This window comes from Streptomyces corchorusii (assembly GCF_001514055.1).
Lineage (GTDB): Bacteria > Actinomycetota > Actinomycetes > Streptomycetales > Streptomycetaceae > Streptomyces > Streptomyces olivaceoviridis.
In genome coordinates, this window is sequence record NZ_KQ948355.1 from 279161 (window position 1) to 302313 (window position 23153).

The 23153-nt window shown below is 72.3% G+C and carries 20 protein-coding genes; 10 read left to right on the plus strand and 10 right to left on the minus strand.

Annotated elements, in window-relative coordinates; all coding sequences use genetic code 11:
- Window positions 1-361: 361 nt before the first annotated feature.
- The 4 genes from AQJ11_RS14125 to arr all read left to right on the plus strand — a co-directional run bounded on the left by AQJ11_RS14125 (window position 362) and on the right by arr (window position 6850).
- Window positions 362-2236, plus strand: a complete 1875-nt coding sequence (locus tag AQJ11_RS14125; RefSeq protein WP_059263270.1) for an alpha-galactosidase D — start codon at window positions 362-364, stop codon at window positions 2234-2236.
- 109 nt (window positions 2237-2345) lie between these two features.
- Window positions 2346-4763: a glycosyl hydrolase family 95 catalytic domain-containing protein gene (locus AQJ11_RS14130; RefSeq protein ID WP_059263271.1), complete on the plus strand. Its 2418-nt coding sequence runs from the start codon at window positions 2346-2348 to the stop codon at window positions 4761-4763.
- A 241-nt stretch (window positions 4764-5004) separates the two neighbouring features.
- Window positions 5005-6291, plus strand: a complete 1287-nt coding sequence (locus AQJ11_RS14135; RefSeq protein ID WP_059263272.1) for an SGNH/GDSL hydrolase family protein — start codon at window positions 5005-5007, stop codon at window positions 6289-6291.
- Between the two features lie 130 nt (window positions 6292-6421).
- A complete protein-coding gene (gene arr, locus AQJ11_RS14140) occupies window positions 6422-6850 on the plus strand; it encodes an NAD(+)--rifampin ADP-ribosyltransferase (RefSeq protein ID WP_014670424.1) in 429 nt (142 codons plus the stop codon).
- Between the two features lie 64 nt (window positions 6851-6914).
- On the opposite strand, the gene AQJ11_RS14145 is transcribed toward arr, so the two are convergent.
- Window positions 6915-7616, minus strand: a complete 702-nt coding sequence (locus tag AQJ11_RS14145) for a CBS domain-containing protein (RefSeq protein WP_059263273.1) — start codon at window positions 7614-7616, stop codon at window positions 6915-6917.
- A 377-nt stretch (window positions 7617-7993) separates the two neighbouring features.
- On the opposite strand from AQJ11_RS14145, the gene AQJ11_RS14150 reads away from it, so the two are divergent.
- Complete coding sequence (locus AQJ11_RS14150; protein WP_059263274.1) at window positions 7994-8461, plus strand: pyridoxamine 5'-phosphate oxidase family protein; 468 nt, start codon at window positions 7994-7996, stop codon at window positions 8459-8461.
- A gap of 21 nt (window positions 8462-8482) precedes the next feature.
- Here AQJ11_RS14150 and AQJ11_RS14155 read toward each other — a convergent pair whose 3' ends face one another.
- From AQJ11_RS14155 to AQJ11_RS14170, 4 genes are all read right to left on the minus strand, one after another.
- Window positions 8483-9556, minus strand: coding sequence for a zinc-dependent alcohol dehydrogenase family protein (locus tag AQJ11_RS14155; RefSeq protein ID WP_059263275.1), 1074 nt, complete (start codon window positions 9554-9556; stop codon window positions 8483-8485).
- Window positions 9557-9640: 84 nt separating this feature from the next.
- A complete protein-coding gene (locus AQJ11_RS14160) occupies window positions 9641-10522 on the minus strand; it encodes a universal stress protein (RefSeq protein ID WP_059263276.1) in 882 nt (293 codons plus the stop codon).
- Window positions 10523-10548: 26 nt separating this feature from the next.
- Window positions 10549-11454, minus strand: a complete 906-nt coding sequence (locus tag AQJ11_RS14165; RefSeq protein ID WP_059263277.1) for a universal stress protein — start codon at window positions 11452-11454, stop codon at window positions 10549-10551.
- A 186-nt stretch (window positions 11455-11640) separates the two neighbouring features.
- A complete protein-coding gene (locus AQJ11_RS14170; protein WP_059263278.1) occupies window positions 11641-12084 on the minus strand; it encodes a universal stress protein in 444 nt (147 codons plus the stop codon).
- A 317-nt stretch (window positions 12085-12401) separates the two neighbouring features.
- Here AQJ11_RS14170 and AQJ11_RS49785 point away from each other — a divergent pair, with 317 nt between their 5' ends.
- Entirely contained in the window at window positions 12402-12614 is a 213-nt protein-coding gene (locus tag AQJ11_RS49785) for a hypothetical protein (RefSeq protein ID WP_167360858.1), read from the plus strand.
- Between the two features lie 48 nt (window positions 12615-12662).
- On the opposite strand, the gene AQJ11_RS14175 is transcribed toward AQJ11_RS49785, so the two are convergent.
- The 5 genes from AQJ11_RS14175 to AQJ11_RS14195 form a co-directional block, all read right to left on the minus strand.
- Window positions 12663-13538: a universal stress protein gene (locus AQJ11_RS14175; protein WP_208616506.1), complete on the minus strand. Its 876-nt coding sequence runs from the start codon at window positions 13536-13538 to the stop codon at window positions 12663-12665.
- Between the two features lie 354 nt (window positions 13539-13892).
- Window positions 13893-14918, minus strand: a complete 1026-nt coding sequence (locus AQJ11_RS14180) for an alcohol dehydrogenase catalytic domain-containing protein (RefSeq protein WP_059263280.1) — start codon at window positions 14916-14918, stop codon at window positions 13893-13895.
- 199 nt (window positions 14919-15117) lie between these two features.
- A complete protein-coding gene (locus AQJ11_RS14185) occupies window positions 15118-17502 on the minus strand; it encodes a phosphoketolase family protein (RefSeq protein WP_059263281.1) in 2385 nt (794 codons plus the stop codon).
- Between the two features lie 297 nt (window positions 17503-17799).
- Window positions 17800-18789 carry an Acg family FMN-binding oxidoreductase gene (locus AQJ11_RS14190; RefSeq protein WP_059263282.1) on the minus strand — a complete coding sequence of 330 codons (990 nt, stop codon included), beginning with the start codon at window positions 18787-18789 and terminating at the stop codon, window positions 17800-17802.
- Between the two features lie 111 nt (window positions 18790-18900).
- Window positions 18901-19131: a hypothetical protein gene (locus tag AQJ11_RS14195; RefSeq protein ID WP_159061663.1), complete on the minus strand. Its 231-nt coding sequence runs from the start codon at window positions 19129-19131 to the stop codon at window positions 18901-18903.
- A 191-nt stretch (window positions 19132-19322) separates the two neighbouring features.
- Between AQJ11_RS14195 and AQJ11_RS14200 the strand changes: the two genes are divergently transcribed.
- The 4 genes from AQJ11_RS14200 (at window position 19323) to AQJ11_RS14215 (ending at window position 23153) form a co-directional block, all read left to right on the plus strand.
- Complete coding sequence (locus tag AQJ11_RS14200) at window positions 19323-19532, plus strand: ferredoxin (protein ID WP_014670436.1); 210 nt, start codon at window positions 19323-19325, stop codon at window positions 19530-19532.
- The gene (locus AQJ11_RS14205) at window positions 19522-20877 is read left to right on the plus strand and encodes an NAD(P)/FAD-dependent oxidoreductase (RefSeq protein ID WP_014670437.1); all 1356 of its coding nucleotides are present in this window, start codon (window positions 19522-19524) and stop codon (window positions 20875-20877) included. Before AQJ11_RS14200 ends, AQJ11_RS14205 begins: the two co-directional genes overlap by 11 nt.
- Before the next feature lie 31 nt (window positions 20878-20908).
- Window positions 20909-22093: a cytochrome P450 gene (locus tag AQJ11_RS14210; RefSeq protein WP_014670438.1), complete on the plus strand. Its 1185-nt coding sequence runs from the start codon at window positions 20909-20911 to the stop codon at window positions 22091-22093.
- Window positions 22094-22196: 103 nt separating this feature from the next.
- A complete protein-coding gene (locus AQJ11_RS14215) occupies window positions 22197-23153 on the plus strand; it encodes a GlxA family transcriptional regulator (RefSeq protein WP_059263284.1) in 957 nt (318 codons plus the stop codon).

Here is a 23153-nt window from a genome sequence, read left to right on the forward strand (position 1 = left end):
GACGCGTCCCGTCGCCGGACGGCCCCAGGCGCTGTCCAGTGCCGGGGCCGCCGCGAGCCCGGCGCCGCCCGCTCCCTCCGTCGGCGGCGCGCGGCCCGACGCGCAGACGGTCCCCCTCCCCACGTTCGTCGCGTCGGGTGCGCCCATGACCGCGACCCCCTGCTCTCCTGGTGCCCCGCACGCCACGGCGACGGCGCACCAGCGGGCTCCCCACCGGCTCGGGCACGGACCGAGCCGCCGATCCGACGCCCTGGCGGCCGGCCGCTCGACCGCCTCCCCCGGCGTCCCGCCCGGTGCCGCACCCGTCCCCCACCGGGTACCACCGCACGATTCCGCTCATCCCACCCCCAGGAGGCGACCCATGCGGTCATCCCCGTCCACAGCCCTGCGCGGAAACCGCCCCGGCTTCCCGCGCCGTACCCTCAGAGCGACGCTGGTGCTGGCCGTCACGGCCGGACTCGCCACAGCGGTCCCGGCCGTCGACCAGGCCATGGCCGCCACCGCCAAGTCCACGACCGCGGCCGTCGGTTCCGCTTCGACGACGGCCGACGCCACCTCGGGCCTGGCAGCCAAGCCCTACATGGGCTGGTCGAGTTGGAGCATGCAGTCCTCCCAGTACCCGGGGCTGAATCCGAACGGCAGCTACAGCTACCTCACCGAGGCCAACGTGCTGAAGCAGGCGGACGCCTTGGCCGCCACGCTGAAGAAGTACGGCTACGAGTACGTCAACATCGACGCCGGCTGGTGGATGGACCAGAACTGGACGTCCGAGTTCGACCAGTACGGCCGGCAGACGCCCGACCCGGTACGGTTCCCGAACGGGATGAAGGCCGTCGCCGACCACATCCACGCCAAGGGCCTCAAGGCCGGCATCTACCTGCCCGTCGGCCTGGAGAAGGGGGCGTACGGCGAGGGCAAGGTGCCGATCCGGAACGCCCCCGGCTGCACCACCGCGGACGTGGTCTACCCCGACCTGCGCACCACCAACGGCTGGGACAGCGCCTACAAGCTGGACTTCGACAACCCCTGCGCGCAGAAGTACATCGACTCGCAGGCACAGATGCTCGCGGACTGGGGCTACGACTTCCTCAAGCTCGACGGCGTGGGTCCCGGCTCGTTCAAGTCCGGGGACAACTACGACAACGTCCCGGACATCGCCGCCTGGCACAAGGCCATCGGTGACACCGGACGCCCGATGCACCTGGAACTGTCCTGGTCGCTCGACATCGGCCACGCCGCCGACTGGAAGAAGTACTCCAACGGCTGGCGCATCGACACCGATGTGGAGTGCTACTGCAAGACCCTGGTCACCTGGGAGAACTCGGTCAACGACCGGTGGAACGACGCCCCCGCGTGGAGCGGCAAGGCAGGCCCCGGCGGCTGGAACGACCTCGACGCGATCGACGTCGGCAACGGGGAGATGGACGGCCTCACCCCTGCCGAGCGGCAGAGCTACATGACCCTGTGGGCCATCAACAAGTCGCCCCTGTTCACCGGTGACGACCTCACCAGACTGGACGACTACGGCCTCTCCCTGCTGACCAACCAGGAGGTCATCGCCGTCGACCAGAACGACTCGCCGGTGGCACGCCCCGTCACGCCGATGGGCGACCAGCAGGTCTGGGGGACCAGGAACGCGGACGGCAGTTACACCGTCGCCCTGTTCAACCTCGGCGACTCCGCCGCCTCCGTCACCGCTGACTGGGCGTCGTTCGGCTTCACCGGCGCGGCCTCCGTACGCGACCTGTGGAGGCACCAGAACCTCGGGACGTACAAGAACAGGATCACCGCGACGCTGCCCGCGCACGGCTCCCGGCTGTTCACCGTCAAGCCGGGCGGCCCTGCGCTGGCGACCACCCGCTACGAGGCCGAGTCCGGGAACAACACCCTGACCGGCAACGCCTCCCTCGCCTCGTGCGACGCCTGCTCCGGCGGCAAGAAGGTCGGCAACCTCTACCTCGACAGCCGGTTGCAGTTCAACGACGTCACGGTGAAGAAGGACGGCATCTACACCATCAACGTCGCCTACGTCAGCGGCGACCCCCGGTCGGTGACCGTCTACTCCAACAGCGGCAACGGCACCCGTCTGAAGTTCCCCTCCACGGGTGACTGGAGCACGGCCCGGACCGTCAGCGTCCAACTGGCCCTGAAGGCGGGCTCCAACAGCATCACGTTCGACAGCGGCTGGGACTACTCCCCCGACATCGACAGGATCGACGTCCCCAAGACCGCCTGACCCACAGGTGGGCCCGGTGAAGCTCCGGGCCCACCGCCTCGCACCACACCCGACGGCCCCGCATCCGTCGTTCCCGCACGCGCCGTTCCCCGGACATGGAGTGCACCACGTGGACACCCAGCACACCGATTCGCGCGACAACCGTCCCAGCCGCAGAGGCTTCCTCTCCGTCGCCGCCACCGCCGGCATGGCCGCCGCGCTCGGCGGTCTGCCGAGCTTCACCGCGTCGGCGGCCCCTTCCCGCCCCGCCTCCTCGCCCATGCTGTCCGCTGCCGCCGCCACCAAGAACCAACTGTGGTGGCGGGCCCCCGGCTCCTCCACCTCGATGATCCAGCAGGGCCTGCCGGTCGGGAACGGGCGCCTCGGAGCGCTCGTGAGCAACGACCCCGCCAGCGAACTGCTGACGATCACCGACGCCACCCTGTGGACCGGTGGCGCCAACGACACCCTCCAGGACGACGGCCAGTTCCCCTACGGGCGGGACGACTTCGGCTCCCTGACCCTGCTGGCCGAGCTCACGGTCGACCTCCCCGGTCACGACCTGGGCTCCGTCGACAACTACCGCCGCACCCTGGACCTGGCCCAGGGCCTCGTCAGCGCGTCCTACGAGCTGTCCGGCGTCACCTACCAGCGGCAGATCTTCGCCAGCCGCCCCGACGACGTCATCGTCGTGTACTTCTCCCAGCTCGGCGGCGGCACCTACACCGGCACCGTCACACTGGCCGGCACCCACGGCGAGCGCACCACCGCGGCCGGCACGGAGCACTGCGCCTCGTTCGGGGCCTCCCTCGCCAACGGCCTGAAATACGGCGCCGCCGTCACGGCGACCAGCAGCACCGGCACGGTGACCGTCAGCGGTACGTCCCTCTCGTTCCGCGGCTGCCAGGACCTCACCGTCGTGATCAGCGGCGGCACGAACTACGCGCCCGACGCGGCGAGCGGCTTCCGCGACCCGGCCCTGGACCCGGAGCGTCTGGCGCGCACCAAGGTCAAGGACGCGGCCGGCCACTCCGCGAGCACCCTGCTGCACACCCACGTCGCGGACTTCCGCCCGGTGTTCGAGCAACTGTCCGTCGACCTCGGCACCTCGTCCACCGCACAGCGCAAGCTGGACACCTGGCAACGGATACAGGCCCGCTACCGGGACGACGTCCCGGACCCGGAACTGGAGGCGGCCTACCTCCAGTTCGGGCGGTACCTGATGATCTCGGGGTCACGGGGCGTGCTGCCGATGGGTCTCCAGGGCCCGTGGCTGGACGGCAACGACCCGGACTGGATGGGCGACTACCACACCGACATCAACGTCCAGATGAACTACTGGCTGGCCGATCGCGCCGGTCTGTCGGACTGCTTCGACACCTTCACGGACTACTGCCTCGCGCAACTGCCCTCGTGGACGGACGTCACGCGGCGGCTCTTCAACAGTCCGGCCAACAGGTACCGCAACTCCAGCGGCAAGATAGCCGGCTGGACCGTGGCCATCTCCACCAACCCCTACGGCGGAGGCGGCTGGTGGTGGCACCCGGCCGGCAACGCCTGGATCTGCCAGAACCTGTTCGAACACTACGAGTACACCCAGGACCGCGCCCACCTGGAGAAGATCTACCCCCTGCTCAAGGGCGCGGTGGAGTTCTGGGAGGCCCGCCTCGTCACCACGACCGTCACCGACGCCTCCGGCTCCTCACGCGAGGTCCTCATCGCCGACAGCGACTGGTCCCCCGAACAGGGCCCGCTCGACGCCAAGGGCATCACCTACGCCCAGGAACTGGTGTGGAACCTCTTCGGCAACTACCGCACCGCGACCCGGGTGCTCGGCAGGGACAGCTCCTACGCCGACACCGTCGACGGACTGCGCCAACGCCTGTACCTGCCCGTGGTCAGCCCCAAGACCGGCTGGCTGGAGGAGTGGATGTCGCCCGACAACCTGGGCGAGACCACACACCGGCACCTGTCCCCGCTCGTCGGTCTCTTCCCCGGCGACCGGATCCGCCCGGACGAGTCCACGCCGAAGGACATCCTCGCCGGCGCGACCGCCCTGCTGACCGCGCGCGGCATGAACAGCTACGGCTGGGCCAACGCCTGGCGCAGCCTGTGCTGGGCCCGGCTGAAGAACGCGGAGAAGGCCTACCAACTCGTCGTCAACAACCTGAAGCCGTCGGCGGGCGGCAGCAACGGCACCGCGCCGAACCTCTTCGACATCATGGACATGGGGCAGGGCCGCGGCATCTTCCAGATCGACGCGAACTTCGGCACGCCGTCCGCGATGATCGAGATGCTGGTCTACTCGCGGCCGGGCCACGTCGAGTTGCTGCCCGCACTGCCCGCCGCGTGGGCGGCGTCCGGCTCGGTGTCCGGAGTCGGCGTGCGGGGCGGCTTCGTCGCCGACCTCAAGTGGAGGAACGGCAAGGTCACCCAGGTGACGCTGAAGAGCGTCGGCGGTCGAGACACGACCGTGTTCGCCGGCGGCACTTCGCGGAGGGTCAGCCTGAAGCCGGGTGGGTCCGTCACATTGAGCAACCTCGGCTGAGGTCACGCTGAGCAGCCTCGGCTGAGGTCACGCTGACCAAGCGCGGCTGAGGTCACGCCGGGCAAGCCCGGCTGAGGCCGGTGCCGCACACCACGAACACCCCGAGCCAACCCCCGATGACCCGTCGTCAGCGCACCGCCCCGCCGTGCGGAGTCCGTCCGTCTTCGGCGGGGCGGGACCGGGCCGGACTCCCCGCGGAGCCGGCCCGCCGCGGATGACGCGGAGAGTGGAGAGAACAACGATGTCCTCGGAAAAGGAAGGCACGGCGGCGGATCGCCGACCGCGCCGCAGATCCCTGCTGTCCGTGTTCGGCGCGGTGACCGGGGTGCTCCTCACGGTCGTTCCGTTGAGCACCGCGCACGGGGCGAGCGCCGCCGCCCCATCGCCCGCGCAGAGCAAGGGCACCCGGGTCAGTGCCTGGTCACCCAGCATGACGACCGGCGGCCCGTCCTTCGACAACCAGACCATACGGATGGTGGTGCACAGCAGCGTCGCGGGTTCGGGCGTACGCATCACCCTGTCGAACCGGTACAGCACCACGCCGCTCGATGTCGGCACCGTGGACCTGGCCGTGCAGGCGAGCGGCGGGGAGGCGACGCGCGGCACCACCCGGAACGTCACCTTCGGCGGCTCGCGCCACGTCACGATCCCCGTCGGCGAAGAGGCGGTCAGCGACGTCGTCCCGATCTCGGTCAGCGCCGGCGAGAACCTGCTCGTCAGCCTCTACGTCCCCGGCGCGACGGGAATGTCGACCTGGCACTCCGACGCGTTCGACACCACGTACATAGCCTCCGGCAACCACGCCGGTGACGACAGCGCCGCCGCGTTCGGCACCACCACGACCTCCTGGTACTACCTGGCGGGGATGGACGTCCTGTCACCGACCGCGAGGGGCACCGTCGTCGCCTTCGGCGACTCCATCACGGACGGCTACCACTCCTCGACCGGCACCTACACCCGGTGGCCCGACTTCCTCGGACGCCGGCTGGGCTCCGGACCGGGGCCGCAGAAACTGAGTGTCGTCGACGCCGGTATCGGCGGCAATCGCGTCCTCACCGACGTCCCGAACCTGTGGCAGGGGGTCAGCGCCCTCAAGCGCTTCGGCCACGACGCCCTCGGGCAGCCGGGCGTCAAGGACGTCATCCTCTTCGAAGGCATCAACGACATCGGCAACAACGCGGGTCCCGACGGCCGGCCACTGACCGCACAGGACCTGATCGACGGCTACCGCACCCTGATCGACGAGGCACACGCCGCCCACGTGAACATCATCGGCGCGACGCTGATGCCCGACCAGGGCAACGGGTACTACACGCCCGAGGCGGAGAAGATCCGCCAGAGCGTCAACCAGTGGATCCGCACCGGCGGAGCCTTCGACGGCGTCATCGACTTCGACCGGACCATGCGTGACCCCGCGAACCCGGCGGCGCTCGACCCGGCCTACGACTCGGGCGACCACATCCACCCCAACGACGAGGGGATGAAGGCGATGGCCGACGCGATCGACCTGCGGCTCCTGCGCACCTGACCCGTGCGGGTACCGCTCGGCGGCCGGCCGGTCACGTCGAGCACCGACGTGAACTCCCCCACGCGGCACGACATCGACGCGCGGGAAGTGGTTTCCTGTTCCCCCGAGCCCAGGCCCCGAGGAGCAGCCCATGACCAGCGCGCCTGTCCCCTTCCAGGTGTACGAGGCAGGAACCTATCTGCACGGTACGAAGGCGGCCCTCGTACCCGGGGATCTGCTGGTCCCCGGGTACGCGTCCAACTTCGAGGAAGGGCGCACGTCCCGCCACGTCTACGTGTCCGAGACCTTGGATGCCGCCGCCTGGGGCGCCGAACTCGCGGCCGGCGACGGGCCGGGGCGGATCTACGTGGTGGAGCCGACCGGCGATCTGGAGGACGACCCCAACGTCACCGACCGGAAGTTCCCCGGCAACCCCACCCGGTCCTATCGCACCCGCGAGCCCGTGCGCGTCGTGTCGGAGCTCAAGGACTGGGTCGGGCACTCCCCCGAGCAGATCGAGGCCATGCTCGACGGGCTGGCCGACCTTCGCCGCCGCGGCGCCGCCACGATCCTGGACTGACGAGGGCCGCCGGAACCCCGCAAGCCGTGCCACCGGTCCGGACCTCTCCCCGCGCGGCGCCCCGTCAGGCGGAAGCCGACCGCTGCGGATCCGGCAGGTCCGGATCGAGGTCCGGGTGGCGGGGTGGGCCGGTCAGCGCGCACTGTACGTCCACCACACCGGCCACGGTCCGTGCCAGGGCGGTGGCCAGGGGAACGAGAGCCGTCTCGGGGGTCCTGCCGGCGAGAGTGACCACACCGTCGCGCACCTCGACCCGGACCGCCTCCGCGTACGGGCCGAAGAGCCGTGCGACGACCTCGCGCCGGACGTCCTCGGCGATGTCCTGGTCGTCCCGCAGGAAGACCTTCAGCAGGTCGGACCGGCTGACGATGCCCTTCAGCATGCCCGCGTGGTCGACGACCGGCAGCCGCTTGACCTCGCCGCGCGCCATGATGCGCGCCGCCTGGGCGAGGCCGGTGTCGGGCGGCACCGTGACGGCCGGGGCGGTCATCAGCTCCCCCGCGGTCGCCGCGTCCGCCTTGCGGAACCCGGTGAGGTCCCGTGCCCGCCCGTACCAGTCGAGGCCGCCCCCGCCGTACTCCTGCTTGCGCAGCAGATCGGCCTCGGAGACCACCCCGACGACACGTCCGGCGTCGTCCAGCACCGGAAGGGCGCTGACCCGCCACTCCCGCATGGCCCGCACGATGTCCTTGAACGCCGCCCCCGTGCGCAGGGCCACGACCCTGCGCGTCATCACGTCGCTCACGACGGTGGGAATACCGGTCATGGCGTCCTCCAGGGGCCGAGTACCGGTCTGCGACATCTCCAGGCTGCGGTGACAGGGCCTTCCGGGGCAGGGGTCGAACGGCCCGTCCAGGGGGACCTTCGCCGGCTCGCCCGGGGATCGCCGGTCCGACCCGTTCGGCTTTCCGGTGCCGCCGGGGTCCGCCGCCTGGCGTCGAAGCGCGTGGCGGCGGGTGGGAGGGACGTCCGACCCCCGTCCGAGAGCCGACCGGCACTGGAGGGGAGGCATCCGACGGACGACCGTGAGAACAGGAACGGCACCGGTCCCCCGCGCCGCCGGTCCGCCCGTACCGCACCCCGGCGTCCACCGGCCGGCCGAAGCCGGCGGGAAGCCGGTCGCCCGTCCAGGAGAAGCAGGCCATGACCCGTGATCACGTCCCCGTGCACCGCCGCGTCGACCTCGGCCCCGCCGAGGCGCTGCGCCTGCTGGGCAGCGTGTCGCTGGGCAGGGTCGTCTTCACCCGGCACGCCCTGCCCACGGTCCGTCCGGTCAACCACGTCCTGGACAACGGGGACATCGTCATCCGCACGCACGAGGGCACGGCCCTGACATCCCACGCCGAGGAGGCGTCCGGGCCGGGCGTGGTCGTCGCCTACGAGGCCGACGTCATCGACCCGGACACCCACCTCGGCTGGAGCGTGGTCGTCACGGGTTACGCCCGCCTGGTGACCGATCCGGCGGAACTGGCCCGTATCCGGGCGATGTTGCGGCCCTGGGCGCCCGCGGACGGCCTGGACCAGGCGGTCCGCATCCACCCCGAGCTGGTCGCGGGTGTCCGCCTGACGGACCTGACGGGGCGGGGCGGGACGGTGACGGCACTCGGCTGACGACCGTCGCGCACGGCGCGGTCACGGGGGTGCGGGTACGGCCACCTGCGCGTGGTGCTCCACGCCGAGCACCACCTTCAGCGCACCGCTCTCGCCGGCCCGGGAGAAGACGTCGTACGCCTCTTCCATGTGGTGCAACGGGAAGGTGTGGGTGACCAGTTGCCCGGTCGGCAGCCGGCCGGCGGCGGCCATCCGCAGCAGGGTGGGGGTGGAGTAGGTGTCCACCAGGCCGGTCGTGATCGTCACGTTCTTGATCCAGAGGTCTTCGAGGTGCAGCGTGGCCGGCCTGCCGTGCACACCGACATTGGCCACGTGCCCGCCGGGGCGGACCATGCGGGTGCACATCTCGAAGCTCTCCGGCACGCCCACCGCTTCGATCACCACGTCCGCGCCGAGGCCGTCGGTCAGGTCGGCGACCAGCTGGCCGGGAGCCTCGTGGACGTCGGCGATCGCGTCGGCGCCCAGCCGATGGGCTGCCTCCAGCCTGGCCGGGGTCAGGTCGACGGCGATGATCCGCTCCGGCGCGAAGAGGCGTGCCGTGGCGATGGCCGCGAGTCCGATGGGACCGGCGCCGACGATGGCCACGGTGTCGCCGGGACGCACGTGTCCGTTGAGAACGCCGACCTCGTAGGCGGTCGGGAAGATGTCGGCGAGCAGGACGGCGTCCTCGTCGCGCACGGTGGCGGACAGCGCGTGGACGGACAGGTCGGCGTGGGGCACGCGGACGTACTCGGCCTGGGTGCCGTCCACGAGGTGGCCGAGGATCCAGCCCCCGCCGCCCCGGCACTGGCCGTAGGCGCTCTCCCGGCAGAACCGGCACCGGCCGCACGAGGTGATGCAGGAGACCAGCACCCGGTCCCCGGGGCGCACGGTGCGGACGTCACTGCCGGTCTCGACGATCTCGCCGACCGCCTCGTGGCCGAGCACGGTCCCCGGACGGACCTCGGGGACGTCGCCCTTGAGGATGTGCAGGTCCGTGCCGCAGATGGTCACCGCGCCGACCTTCACGATCGCGTCGGTGGGTTCCTTGACGGCCGGGTCCGGGACGTCCTGCCAGGACGCCTGTCCGGGACCGTGGAAGACGAAGGCTTTCATGACGCTCCTCACCCCGGTTCGGTCTTCAGGCTGTGCCGTGTCCGTGGGTCCGCGCTTGGGCCGATCGGCCCTTCTGCCCGGGGGTCAGGCCGGCTCGGGTACGACCGCCACCGGGCAGGCGGCGTGGCGGAGCACGCCGTGGACGACACGGCCCGGCCGGAGCCCGGGGTGGCCTCGGCGGCGCCGGGCTCCGACGACGAGCAGGTCGGCTTCCCGGGAGAGGGCCGACAGGGCGTCGCGTGCGTGTCCCTCGACCGTGCGTCGGCGTACCGGCAGGCCGGACGGCAGGTCCCGCAGCGCGTCCTCGACGGTCTCGGCGGCCTGCCGCTCCCGCGGGTGCGCACGGGGCTCGTGCAGGGGACGGTGCCAGGCCCGGACGGCTTCCAGCGGGACCCCGCGCAGCACGGCCTCCTCGATCGCGAACCTCACCGCTGCCGAGCCCGCCGGCTCCGCACCCACCCCGAGGACGACGCGACCGCGTGCCGCCGAGCGCGCCTGGTCGCCGTCGCTTCCGCGCAGCACGACCACCGGGCACAGCGCGTGCCCGGCCACCGCGACGCTGACCGATCCGAGGAGTGACTCGGCCACGCCGCCGCGACCGCGGCAGCCCAGCACCACGGCCAGGGCGCTGCCGCTCTCGCGTATCAGGCCGTACTCCGGTTCCTCGGGCAGTACATCGGTGGTGACCTTGACGCCCGGCCGCCGGCGACGGGCCCTTCGTTCGGCGGCCCCGACGATCTCCTCGGCCATCATCTCCTCCGACGGATCACCGGACTCCTGGACCGGGACCGCGCCTTCGTAGCGCTCCCAGAGCGAGGCGTACACCAGCCGGAGCGGCGCCCCGCGCAGGACCGCCTCGTCGGCGGCCCAGTCCACGGCCCGCATACTCGGCTCCGAACCGTCGACGCCGACGACCAGGGGCAGATCCAGAGCCTCCCCATGCGCCTGTACGGCTGCTGCGCTCATGGCTTCTCCTCCTGCGGAGCGGTTGGTCACGTGTGCGCGACGACCGCGACGGGGGCGGCGATGTGGTGCAGCGCGGCGTGGGTGACATGGCCGATGTGCGCACCGAACGAGTGCGGGCGGACGCGCCGTCCGACGACCACCAGGGAGGCGTCGCGGGAATCGTTGACGAGGACCTGCGGAGCGCTGCCGCACCGGCTCGTCTCGATCACCTCGACGTCCGGGAACTTCTGCCGCCAGGGGCGCAGCACCTTGCCAAGGAGGGTGGCCTGCCCGCGTTCGAGCGAGTTGTGGAGCCTGGCGTCACCGGAGAAGCCGTGGAACGAGGCCGAGGGTTCGGACCAGGCGTGGACGGCCCGCAGGGCCGCCTTCCGGCGGGCGGCGGCGTCGAAGGCGAAGTCCAGCAGCGTGTCGTCCGGGTGGTCGAGGTCGAGGCCGAGCACCACGGGCCGGAAGGGCGCCGCGGCGGACGGTACGCCCGACGGGTCCATCCTGTGCTCGTCGGCGGCCTGCTCCCCGGCCCGGACCAGCACGACCGGGCGTTCGGCGCGGGCCACGACGCCCAGGCTCACCGAGCCGAGCACGAACCCGCCGAACCCGCCCACGCCCCGTGAACCCAGCACCAGCAGCTCGGCGTGGTCCGCCGCCTCGCCGAGGACCTCGACCACGGTGCCGGTGAGCTGCTCGGTGATCACCTCGACGCCCGGGTGGCGCAGCCGGATGCCGTCCGCGGACTCGTCCGTCAGCTGCTGGGCCCGGCGCCGGGAACCCACCGGGTCCCGCAACGGCATGCGGGCCACCTGCCGGGGCCTCGGCCCCTGGACGTGCACGATCTTCAGCGGCAGGCGACGCAGCAGGGCTTCGCGTGCCGCCCACTCGGCGGCGGCCCGGCTCTCGGGCGAGTCGTCGAGACCCACCGTGACGGTTCGCGACATGGTCTCCGCCTCCCGGGTGAGGGGTCCGACACCAGGGTGGCGCCGTGGGGCGCGCGCGATCAGGGGCCATGCGGCCCCGTCGGGGACCGGCCGACCCTCTTCGGGGCGGACGCCGAAGGGGCGGTCCGAGGCCGGGCGGTCCGGCTCCTTCCAGTGTGCCGGGCGGCCGGGCCCATGGGTCCCTTCTCACTGCCGCGCGGAGCGCACGATCACCACCGGGCAGCTCGCGTGCTGCGAGACGTGCTGGCTGACGGAGCCCAGCAGGGCGCGCGCGAACCCGCCCCTGCCCCGGCTGCCGACGACCAGGGCCTCGGCTCCTTCGGCGGCTCGCAGCAGGACGTCGGCGGGGTTGCCGTGCACCACGTGGGTCCGCACGGAGCCGGCCGTGTCCGCGCCGAGCGCGTCGGTCAGCTCCCGGCTCATCTTCTGGCGCGCCTCGTCCTCGTCGACGTCCATGTCGACGGCGGGCCCCGACCAGCCGTACAGGCCCGGCAGCTCCCACACCGCGACGGCTTCCACGGTGCCGCCGACCAGGCCGGCGTAGCGCACGGCCCAGCGCAGGGCGTCGTAGGAGGACTGCGACCCGTCGACACCGACCACCACCCGGCGCTCGGAGGCATCCTTGTCCATGCGTCCCACCTCTCCTTCGGTGTGTGTGCCCACCGGGCCGGTCCGCCCCTGTCCCCACGCTGCGGGACCCGTCGCCGCACCGCCAGAGATGCGCATCCGGCGGCATGACGGACGGCTGTGCGCGGTCAGCGCGCGTGGAGCGCGCCCCAGCCGGTTCGACTCGCTCCCGTGGTTGTGCGATTCGGCCCCGCCCGCGGGTACACAAGGAGGGATGCTGGGTGTGTGGCCGACGGCTGTCCGGGCATCGGGGCGAGCCCGACCGCCGGGAAGGGGCCGGCGTCGCCACGAGCATCCCGTACTCGCGTTTTGGAGGGCCGATGAGCCGACGCACTCAAGCCGATGCGCGGGCCGAGCGGACCTACCGCGGTCCGGCGCTGCCCTCGGCGAGGAAGACGCGGCGGCGCGCGGCGCCCCGGCCGGCCGGTTCCGGTCGGTTGAGCGCTCGCAGCGCCGACGGCGAGCGGATGCTGCTGCCCGGCGGTACGTGGCGGCGCGTCGAGACCATCAGGGTGCGAAGCCTGTTCGGGTAGGCCGCAGGACCGTTCCCCACGGTGCGTCCGGAGCACGGCGCGCCGCACTCACTGCCGTTCGGGCACGACCGCGACCGGGCACTGGGCGTGGTGGAGGAGGGCATGGCCCACACGGCTGAGCTGGAGTCCGAAGTGCCCCTTTCCGCGTCGTGCCCCGATGATCACGAGGTCCGCGGCGGCCGACCGGTCCACGAGGATCTTGCCGGCCGGTCCCTCAGGGGCCGCCGGGCGCGTCCGGACGTGCGGGTACTCGTCGATCGCGGCCGTGAGCCGGGCGTCGACGACGCAGGAGGCGCTCTCCCCGGACGTGTCGACCGGTCCTTCGGCCTGTAGCCGGTTGCCGCTCCTGTCGTGGGCGGGCCCGCGCCGGGCACGCACGACGTCGAGGACGCAGCCGCGCACCTCGGCCTCCCGGAAGGCGAAGCGCACGGCTTCCGTGCCGGTACCGGCTTCACCGAGGCCGAGCAGGATGCGCCCGTGCCCACCCGCCAGGCCCACCCGGTCGCCCCGGACCACGACCGCCGGGCAGGGGGCTCGGGCCGCCACGGCCAGACCGACCGACCCGAGCAGCAGTCCCCTGAGCTCGCCGCGGCCACGCGAACCGGTCACCAGCGCGAAGGCCGCGCCGCCCTCGCGCAGGAGAGCGGCCGTCGCCTCCTCGGGAACGATGTCGGTGGTGATCTTCGCATCCCGGTTGCGGCGTTCCGCCCGGTCGGCCGCCGCGGCCACGATGTGCTCGGCCAGCACCTGCTCCGAGGACTGTCCCGGACCCGCCGGGGGCAGGCCGGCCTCGTAGCGCACCCAGAGGGAGGCGTGGACCAGCCTGAGCGGAAGACCGTGGCGGACGGCTTCGTCCACGGCCCAGTCGACCGCGACGAGGCTCGGCTCCGATCCGTCGACTCCCACGACCAGGGGGAGTGTCATCGTCCCCACCGCCTTTCCCGGGGCCGCCTGTCGCGCCGTACGCCGCATGGGCGTTGCGGCCCGGTCGGAAGTCCGTCGGCCCCTTGCCGCTCGCTGTCCCCTTCGCCGGTCCAGGTACCGCTCGCTGTCCCCTTCGCCGGTCCAGGTCCGGGGCGGTCCGGCGTGCGGTGTGTTCAGCCGGCGCCGGTAGTCGTCCTCGTCGATCTCCCCGCGGCCGGCCGCTCACGGAGGACGTCCTGCGCCGACGCCGTGTCCGTACCAGAACACCATGGTCTCTCACCTGCTTCGGCCCTGCTCCGTGGCCGATCGCCGGTGCGCCCGGCGACTGCTGCCCTCACTCGCCGACGGTGGCCCTCACCGGTGCAGCACGACTTTGAGCGCGCCCGTGCCGGTGCCGTGTGCGAAGACCTCGTAGGCGTCCTCCATGGCGTCGAGACCGAAGGTGTGGGTGACCAACGGGGCGACGGCCAGTTGGCCGAACCTGAGCAATTCCAGCAGCCACGGTGTGGAGGACGTGTCCACCTGCCCCATGCTGATCGTCACGTTCCTGCGCCACAGGCACTCAAGATGCAGCGTCGTCGGTCTGCCGTGCGTGCCGATGCTGGCGATGCGTCCTCCCGCCCGGACGGCGCGCGTGCACAGCAGGAAGCCGTCCGGATCACCGGACGCCTCGATGACCACGTCGGCTCCCGGCCCCTCGGACAGCTCGGTGATCATCTTTCCCGGTGATTCGGCGGCGTCCGCCCCCACCCGGGCAGCGGTTTCGAGCCGTGAGCCGGCCAGGTCGACGACGATGATCCGGTGGGGCGAGTAGAGCCGCGCGACGACGACCGAGGCGAGGCCGACGGGGCCGCCGCCCACCACGACCACGGTGTCTCCCGGACCCACGTGTCCGTTGCGGACCCCGACCTCGTAGGCGGTCGGCAGGAGTTCGGCGAGCAGCACCGCGTCGTCCAGCGGGAGGTCGCAGGGGCGCCGGGTGGTGGAGTGATCGGCGAACGGCACGCGCACGAGCTCGGCGTGGGTGCCGTCGATCAGATTCCCCAGGAGCCATCCGCCGCCGCCCCGGCACTGTCCGTACCGGCCGTCGTGGCACTCCCGGCAATCCCCGCAGGCCGACACGGACGACACGATCACCTGGTCGCCGGGGCGCAGGTGGTTGACCTGCCTGCCGGTCTCCACGACCTCGCCGACGGCCTCGTGGCCGAGCACGGTCCCCGGCTTCACCTCGGGGAAGTCGCCCTGCCGGATGTGCAGGTCGGTGCCGCACACGGTGGTCGCGTCGACGCGCACGACGGCGTCGGTCGCCTCCTCGATCACGGGGTCGGGCACGGTGTCCCAGGAGGTCTGCGCCGGGCCGTGGTAGACGAGCGCTCGCACCGGACTCACTTCCTCGCTCCCCCCTCTACACGGTCGCCCCCGTGACGCTGCCGGGCAACACGGCCCACACGGCGCGGTCCGGCTCCGTGCGGGGGGGGGGTGGACCTCGTGCGCACCCGGATCAGCCGGCGGCACCCCGCTGAGGTGCGGGGAGAGCGCCGCGGCGAGGCTTCGCCGGGCGCTCTCCCCGGGAGGCGGTTCAGCCGTCCCACGTCCAGTCGGCGACCTCGGGCAGGTCCGTGCCGTGTTCCCGGATGTGGACGTGGTGGCGCTGGCGGGCGTCCTCCATGTGCTGGCGCACCCCGGCCGCGCGGACGGCGAGGCCGGGGACACGGTCGACGACGTCCATGACCAGGCGGTAGCGGTCGAGGTCGTTGCGGACCACCATGTCGAAGGGGGTGGTCGTCGTGCCGATCTCCTTGTAGCCGCGCACGTGCAGGTGGCGGTGCCCGGTACGGCGGTAGGCCAGCCGGTGGATGAGCCAGGGGTAGCCGTGGTAGGCGAAGATCACCGGATTGTCGGCCGTGAACAGTCCGTCGTACTCGAAGTCGCTCATGCCGTGCGGGTGTTCCTCGCTGGGCAGCAGTCGGGCGATGTCGACCACGTTGACCACGCGCACGGCCAGGTCGGGCAGGTGGCGGCGCAGTAGCTGGGCCGCGGCGAGGACCTCCTGCGTCGGCACGTCACCCGCGCACGCGAGCACCACGTCCGGTTCCCGCGTGCCGTCCTCGCTGCCGGCCCACTCCCAGATGCCGGCGCCCCGGGCGCAGTGGACCTTCGCCTCGTCCATCGACAGCCAGTCGAAGCAGGGCTGCTTGCCCGCCACGATCACGTTGACGTAGTCGCGGCTGCGCAGGGCGTGGTCCGCCACGGACAGCAGGGTGTTCGCGTCCGGCGGGAAGTAGACCCGTACGGCCTCGGGGCTCTTGTTCAGGATGTGGTCCACGAAGCCGGGGTCCTGGTGGGAGAAGCCGTTGTGGTCCTGCCGCCACACATGGGAGGTGAGGAGGTAGTTCAGGGAGGCGACCGGAGCGCGCCAGGGCAGGCGGCGGGTGGTGCGCAGCCACTTGATGTGCTGGTTGACCATCGAGTCCACGATGTGCACGAAGGCCTCGTAGCAGGAGAACAACCCGTGCCGGCCCGTGAGGAGGTAGCCCTCCAGCCAGCCCTGGCAGGTGTGCTCGGAGAGGATCTCCATCACCCGGCCGTGCCGGTCGAGGTGTTCGTCCACGTCGAGGACGGCGGCCTGCCAGGCCTTGCCGCTGGCCGCGTAGACGGCCTGGAGCCGGTTGGAGGCGGTCTCGTCGGGGCCGACGAGGCGGAAGTCCCGGCGGTCGGTCGTCGCCCGCATGACGTCTTCGAGCATGTCGCCGAGGACGCGCGTGGGCTCGTGCAGGGTGGCGCCGTGCTTGTCCACCTCGACGGCGTACTTCTCCAGGGGCGGAAGGGGCAGTTCCCGCATGAGGAGGCCGCCGTTGGCGTGCGGTGTGGCACCGAGCCGTCGGGCACCCTCCGGGACGCAGGCCAGAACGTGCGCGCGAGGGGCGCCGTGCTCGTCGAACAGTTCCTCGGGACGGTAGGAGCGCAGCCACTGCTCCAGCTGCCGCAGGTGTTCCGGGTTGTCCCGCACGGCGGCCAGCGGCACCTGGTGCGCGCGCCAGGTGCCCTCGACCGGCAGTCCGTCCACCTCGGCGGGACCGGTCCAGCCCTTGGGTGTGCGCAGTACGATCACGGGCCAGCGGGGCCGGTCCGTGGCCCGGTCCTCGCGGGCGGCACGCTGGAAGCCGGCGATGCGGTCGAGCGCCTCGTCCATCGCCGCGGCCATCGCGCGATGGACGGCCGCCGGGTCGTCACCGGTGACATGGACGGGGTCGTGGCCGTAGCCGCGCAGGAGTTCGTCCAGTTCGGTTTCCGGGAGCCGGGCCAGCACCGTCGGGTTGGCGATCTTGTAGCCGTTCAGGTGCAGGATCGGCAGCACGGCGCCGTCGCGGACCGGGTCGAGGAACTTGTTGGAGTGCCAGGAGGCGGCCAGCGGACCGGTCTCCGCCTCACCGTCGCCGATCACGCAGGCGACCAGCAGGTCCGGATTGTCGAAGGCGGCGCCGTAGGCGTGCGACAGGGAGTAGCCGAGCTCACCGCCCTCGTGAATGGAGCCGGGGGTCTCCGGGGCGACATGGCTGGGGACCCCGCCCGGGAAGGAGAACTGCTTGAACAGCCGGGCCATGCCGGCCGCGTCCCGGGTGATGTCCGGGTAGGTCTCGGTGTACGACCCCTCCAGCCAGGAGTTCGCCAGGACGGCCGGGCCGCCGTGTCCGGGCCCCCAGACGCACAGCGCGTCCAGGCCGCGGGTCTTGATGACGCGGTTGAGGTGGGTGTGCACCAGGTTCAGGCCGGGTGAGGTGCCCCAGTGGCCGAGCAGCCGCGGTTTGATGTGCTCGGGTTGGAGCGGCTCGCTCAGCAGGGGGTTGGCCATGAGGTAGATCTGGCCGACGGAGAGGTAGTTCGCGGCGCGCCAGTGGGCGTCCAGGGAGGTGAGCTCCTCGTCCGAGAGTTCGGCGGGCGCCGTGTGCGTGTCGACGGACATCCGGATCCCTTTCGTGTCGGGACGGCGTTCGGGGGCTTCGTGCGTCTCGGCCTGTGTACGACCACCTTCCATCGACGCGCCGGGTTCCCGACAGGGCCGTTCGGACCACCGACCGCGCGGCGGACGGTCCCGCAGGGCCTGGCTGCCTGGGCCGGCACCCGATCGGACCACTCGTCCGGCCGGTCGGCGGTGCGTCGCCTTCCCGGCGCTCCGGCAAGAAGGCGTCAAGCCGGCGGGGCCCGCGACGGGGGCGGTGCGGGCGTCGTCGCGCACTCCGGTCGTCGTGGCCCCTCCCGATCAGACGATGTCGAGGACGTCGCGGACGGACCGGCGGGGCGTGGCGGGGCCCTGTGGCCCGTAGCCCAGGCGGAGCACCATCTGGACGTGGCCGCGGCCGGTCACGGGGTCACGGGTCAGCAGGCGTAGGTCCCGGCTCTCCAGGGCGTGGGAGGTCAGGGAGGTGGCGAGCCCCGCCAGGGTCGCCTCCAGCAGCACCCGTTGCAGTGCCTGGCCGGCCCGGAGCCAGTCGGCGGGGCTGTCGCCCGCTGTGCTCAGCAAGGCCAGGTGCGGGTTCTTCTCGAACGAGGTCGTGCCGCGGTCGGCCACCGGGCGGCGGCCGGCGAAGTCACGCATGGGTGCCTTGCCGTCCCGCATGCGCGGTCCGAAGGCGTACTCCGGGACTCCGTCGGTGGCAGCATCGGCCTCCGGTCCGAGCCGCGTCCAGCGCCGCAGGTCCCCCGCGTCCTCCGGGTGCAGGACGTCGCGGCTCTCCGCGTCGTGCACCAGGTCCAGGATGGTCCGCACGTGCCACGGTCCGGGGAACTGCAACTCCGCCCCTTCCCGCTCCGCCGCCGCGCGCAGGGCGGCCCGCACGTCCTCCGGGATGTCCTTCTCGTCGAAGGGGTACCGGCTGGTGTGCCGCCGGCGGACGGCGGGGTGCAGCCGTGCCAGATCCTCCGGGGCGTCCGGGTCTGCCTCGTCCAGCCGGACGGCGGCGAGCCGCAGCGGTTCGGCGGGGTCCGGCAGCAGGCTGACCGTGGGGGTGATGCCGGCGTGCGCCGCGGCGACCCGCAAGGTGAACAGTGCCGCACCGCAGCCGATGTGCAGGGCTCGGTCGCCGGGGTCGGAGCGGGGCATGGCGCGGTCGAGGTCGGCGAACAGCAGCAGGACCCGCTCACCGGCCAGGAAGCGGAAGCGCCAGGGCTGCGCGTTGTGCATGGAGGGAGCGGTCACGGCCTCGGCGACCAGAGCGGCGACCGTCTTCGCGTCCGGCTGCGGTGTGTCCATCGTGCCCTCCTGCCGACTCCGTCCCAGTACCCACACCGCGCACGGGCGCACGTCCCGGGCGCGGGGCAGCGGTGCCGTGGTCCGACCGTTCGGGTTCCGAGCCGGCTCCTCTCAGGAACGGGGCACGACGGCCACCGGCCGGTTCGATGATCGATCGTGGCGCGGGTGACCGGACGGGGGCTCCGTCCGCCTGGCGCCGCGGGCGGCGACCCTGCCGAACGCGGCGCCGCCGAAGACGCCGCTGACCAGGTTCATCGCTCCTCGTCCTCCGTGGGGCCGTCCGGCCCCGATGTCCTCGGCGACGCCGGCCATGTCGGCCTGTACGCCGAGGAGATCAGCCACGCGGGCGAGCAACCGGGCACGTCCCCACCGGTGTTCACGCACCCCACCCGCATCGGCGCCGTCTTCGGTCTCGACCGCGCCCTCGGCCGGCGACGCACCGGCGGCGTCCCCCGAGGCGGCCACCGTGCGAGCGCACGGGTCTCCACCCATTCTGGAGGTGAGGGGGTGGGACAGCGGAGGAGGTAGTGAAGATGCGGACCGTTGTCGATCTCACGCGCTGCCAGGGATACGCACAGTGTGTGTTCCTCGCGCCGGACGTGTTCGAGCTGCACGGCGAGGAAGGTCTTCTTTACGCCACGGCCGTACCCGACGACCAGGAAGAACGCGTGCGGCAAGCCGCGGCGGCCTGTCCGGTCCAGGCCATACTCCTGGGGGAAGAGGTGAGCAGCGGTGCCCGATGACCTCAAGGACGGCCGCATCGTCATCGTCGGTGCGTCGCTGGCCGGACTGCGGGCCGCGGAAGCGCTGCGCGAGGAAGGGTTCACCGGCTCACTGACCGTGGTCGGGGACGAACCCCACGCACCCTACGACCGTCCGCCGCTGTCCAAGCAGGTGCTGCTCGGGCAGGCGACGGCGCAGACCACCGAGCTGCCGATGCGCCGGGATCCGGACGCCGAGTGGCGGCTGGGCGTCCGCGCCACGGGCCTGGACCTGCTGGAGAAGCGGGTGCTGCTGGACGACGGGGAGTCACTGCCGTACGACCGGGTGCTGATCGCCACCGGAACCCGTGCCCGGCCTTGGCCTAACAAGGAGGAGGCCGCGCTGGAGGGGGTGTTCACCCTGCGTACCCGCGAGGACGGCGCGGGGCTGGCCGAGCGGCTCGCCGCGGGGCCGGAGCGTGTGCTGGTCATCGGCGGCGGCTTCACGGGCTCGGAGATCGCCTCGGCCTGCCGGGAGTTGGGGGTGCAGGTCACGGTCACCGAGCGCGGCCCCGCTCCCTTGGTCGGCGCGCTCGGCGGCACCCTGTCGAAGCTCGCGGCCGTGATGCAGCGCAACCACGGTGTGGACCTGCGCACCGGTGTGACGGTCACCGCCCTGAACGGCAACGGCGCCTTCACGGGTGCGGAGCTGTCCGACGGCAGCCGGGTCGACGCGGACGTGTGCGTCGCGGCGTTGGGAGCGATCCGCAACGTCGAATGGCTGGCGGAGTCGGGGCTGGCGGCGGGCCCGCGCGGGATCGCGTGCGACGCCGGGTGCCGCGCCTTCAACATGTACGGGATCGTCACCGACGACGTCTTCGTGGCCGGCGACGTCTCCCGCTTCCCCCACCCGCTGTTCGGCTACCAGTTGCTGTCCCTGGAGCACTGGGGCAACGCGGTCGAGCAGGCCGAGGTGGCGGCCCACAACATGGTCAACCCGGGTCCGCTGCAACGCCCGCACCTGGCGGTCCCGGTGTTCTGGTCGACCCAGTTCGGACTCAACATCAAGTCCGTGGGCGTGCCCACGTACTCCGACCACATCGTCATCGCCCAGGGCTCGTTGGAGGCGCGCCGTCTCGCCATGGTCTACGGGTACAAGGGCCGGGTCACCGCGGCCGTCACCGTCGACATGGCCAAGTCGCTCGACTACTACCGGCACCTGATCGAGTCGGCCGCTCCCTTCCCGCCCCCGCCCGGCGCGGCGGACCGGGCGATCGCGGCCGACGTCACGATCCCCTCCGACGTGCCCGATCCGTCGGTGCTGTCCCACGGACCGACCGTCGCGCTCACCGGTCACCTCCCCGACCGCCGACTGACCGTGGTCTAGCCCACGTCCCGCCCCACCACGAGGAGCCGCCATGGCCTCCGAGACCCTGCTGGCACGCATCACCGACTACGCCAGCCGCCCTGACCCGTACCCGCTGTACGCGGAACTCCGCGCGGCCGGTCCCGTGGTTCAGCAGGCTGACGGCAGCTACCTGATCGGCACCTACCACGAGGTCGCCGCCCTGCTCCACGACCCGCGGATGAGCGTCGATCCCCGTACCCGCGGCGGGGAGGCCCAGCAACTGCCGTTCCTGCGGCTCGACGACCCCGAACACCACCGGCTGCGCACCCTGGCCATGCGGCCCTTCGGTCCGCCGCACAGCCCCCGCCGCGTCGACGGCATGCGCGGAGAGATCGACCGGATCACCCAGGAACTGCTGGCGTCCTTCCGCGCGGGCGAGCAGATCGATCTCGTCGACGACTTCGCCTACCCGCTGCCCGTCACGGTCATCTGCCGCCTGCTCGGCGTGCCCCGCGAGGACGAGCCCCTCTTCAGGGCCTGGTCCGACGCCCTCGTCGCCGCCGCCGACGTCAGGCCCGGCGCGGACACCACCGAGACGGACAAGGCCGGTGAACAGGCAAGGATGGAGATGGGCGGCTACCTGGTGAACCTCGCCGAACAGCGCCGCGGCAAGCCGAGCGACGACATGCTGTCCGCCTTCGTCAACGAGCCCGACCCGGCTCTGCGCCTGACACGGGAGGAACTCGCGGAAACGGCGGTCCTGCTGCTCATCGCCGGGCACGAGACCACGGTCAACCTCATCACCAACGGTGTGCTCACCCTGCTGCGCCGGCCCGACCAGCTGGACCTGCTGCGCCGCGAACCGGACCTGCTGCCGCGAGCGGTGGAGGAGCTGCTGCGTTTCGAGCCTCCGGTCCACATGCGCGAGCGCATCCCGCGCGCCGACGTCGACGTCGCCGGCACCACCCTCCCGGAAGGCGCGTCCGTCATCCTGGTGCTGGCCTCGGCCAGCCGCGACCCCAAGCGGTTCGACGAGCCCGACCGGTTCGACCCCACCCGTCCGGACAACCAGCACTTCGGCTTCGGCAGCGGCATCCACCTCTGCTACGGCGGCCCCCTGGCCCGCATCGAGGCGTATTCCGCGCTCGGCGCCCTGCTTCCCCACCTCGGCACGGCCCGGCTGGTCCAGGACCCACCGCCCTACCGTCAGAACGCCATGCTCCGCGGCCCCCGGCACCTGCCCCTCCAGCTCTGAGGCCAGGTACGCCGGCACCGCGCACGGCAGGGGAAGGAGGGACGGGACGGGGCGACGACCGCGCGGTGGCATGCCGACGTCACGCCCCACGTAACCTTTCCCTGTGCCGCCCTCCCCCCTCCGTCGCGTCGCCGTCCTCGTGCTCGACGGTGCGAAGCCGCTCGACGTCGGAATTCCCGCGCAGGTCTTCACCACCCGCGCGAGCATGCCGTACGAGGTGCGGGTGTGCGGGGCGGCGCCCGGTCTCGTGACCGGCGGCGACGGCCTCGCGTACTACGTCGCCCACGGCCTCGACGCGCTCGCGTGGGCCGACATCGTCTTCGTGCCCGGCTACCGGTTCCCGGACCGCGACGACCCGCCGCAGGCCGTGATCGACGCACTGATCTCCGCCCACGAGCGGGGCGCCCGGCTCGCCGCCATCTCGACGGGCGCCTTCGCGCTCGCCGCCACGGGCCTGCTCGACGGCAAGCGCGCCACCACGCACTGGCACTACACGCGGGCACTCGCGGCCAGGCATCCGTTCGTCCAGGTCGACGAGAACGTGCTGTTCGTCGACGAGGGCAGCGTGCTCACCTCGGCCGGCGCCGCCTCCGGCATCGACCTGTGCCTGCACATCCTGCGCGGCGACCTCGGAGTGGCCGCGTCCAACCACGCGGCCCGGCGTCTGGTCGCCGCCCCCTACCGCAGCGGCGGCCAGGCCCAGTACGTGCCGCGCAGCGTCCCCGAGCCGCTCGGCGAGCGGTTCGCCGCGACCCGCGAGTGGGCGCTGCACCGGCTCGGCGAGCCCCTCACCCTCGACGTACTGGCGCGGCAGGCGGGCGTCTCGCCCCGCACGTTCTCCCGGCGCTTCGTCGAGGAGACCGGCTACACGCCGATGCAGTGGGTGATGCGGGCCCGCATCGACCTGGCCCGCGAACTGCTTGAGCGCTCCCAGCGCAGCGTCGAACAGATCGCCGCCGACGTCGGGCTCGGCACCGGCGCGAACCTGCGGCTCCACTTCCAGCGCATCCTCGGCACCACTCCGAGCGAGTACCGGCGCACCTTCACCCGGGGCGAGTAG

What these genes read in the sequence shown, in the direction of transcription:
- AQJ11_RS14160 (WP_059263276.1), bottom strand. Translation starts at nt 10,522, where the DNA reads ATGAGCGCAGCAGCCGTACAGGCGCATGGGGAGGCTCTGGATCTGCCC.
- AQJ11_RS14185 (WP_059263281.1), bottom strand. Translation starts at nt 17,502, where the DNA reads ATGTCCGTCGACACGCACACGGCGCCCGCCGAACTCTCGGACGAGGAG.
- AQJ11_RS14210 (WP_014670438.1), top strand. Translation starts at nt 20,909, where the DNA reads ATGGCCTCCGAGACCCTGCTGGCACGCATCACCGACTACGCCAGCCGC.
- AQJ11_RS14165 (WP_059263277.1), bottom strand. Translation starts at nt 11,454, where the DNA reads ATGTCGCGAACCGTCACGGTGGGTCTCGACGACTCGCCCGAGAGCCGG.
- AQJ11_RS14190 (WP_059263282.1), bottom strand. Translation starts at nt 18,789, where the DNA reads ATGGACACACCGCAGCCGGACGCGAAGACGGTCGCCGCTCTGGTCGCC.
- AQJ11_RS49785 (WP_167360858.1), top strand. Translation starts at nt 12,402, where the DNA reads ATGAGCCGACGCACTCAAGCCGATGCGCGGGCCGAGCGGACCTACCGC.
- AQJ11_RS14150 (WP_059263274.1), top strand. Translation starts at nt 7,994, where the DNA reads ATGACCCGTGATCACGTCCCCGTGCACCGCCGCGTCGACCTCGGCCCC.
- AQJ11_RS14145 (WP_059263273.1), bottom strand. Translation starts at nt 7,616, where the DNA reads ATGACCGGTATTCCCACCGTCGTGAGCGACGTGATGACGCGCAGGGTC.
- AQJ11_RS14175 (WP_208616506.1), bottom strand. Translation starts at nt 13,538, where the DNA reads ATGACACTCCCCCTGGTCGTGGGAGTCGACGGATCGGAGCCGAGCCTC.
- AQJ11_RS14155 (WP_059263275.1), bottom strand. Translation starts at nt 9,556, where the DNA reads ATGAAAGCCTTCGTCTTCCACGGTCCCGGACAGGCGTCCTGGCAGGAC.
- arr (WP_014670424.1), top strand. Translation starts at nt 6,422, where the DNA reads ATGACCAGCGCGCCTGTCCCCTTCCAGGTGTACGAGGCAGGAACCTAT.
- AQJ11_RS14170 (WP_059263278.1), bottom strand. Translation starts at nt 12,084, where the DNA reads ATGGACAAGGATGCCTCCGAGCGCCGGGTGGTGGTCGGTGTCGACGGG.
- AQJ11_RS14200 (WP_014670436.1), top strand. Translation starts at nt 19,323, where the DNA reads ATGCGGACCGTTGTCGATCTCACGCGCTGCCAGGGATACGCACAGTGT.
- AQJ11_RS14135 (WP_059263272.1), top strand. Translation starts at nt 5,005, where the DNA reads ATGTCCTCGGAAAAGGAAGGCACGGCGGCGGATCGCCGACCGCGCCGC.
- AQJ11_RS14125 (WP_059263270.1), top strand. Translation starts at nt 362, where the DNA reads ATGCGGTCATCCCCGTCCACAGCCCTGCGCGGAAACCGCCCCGGCTTC.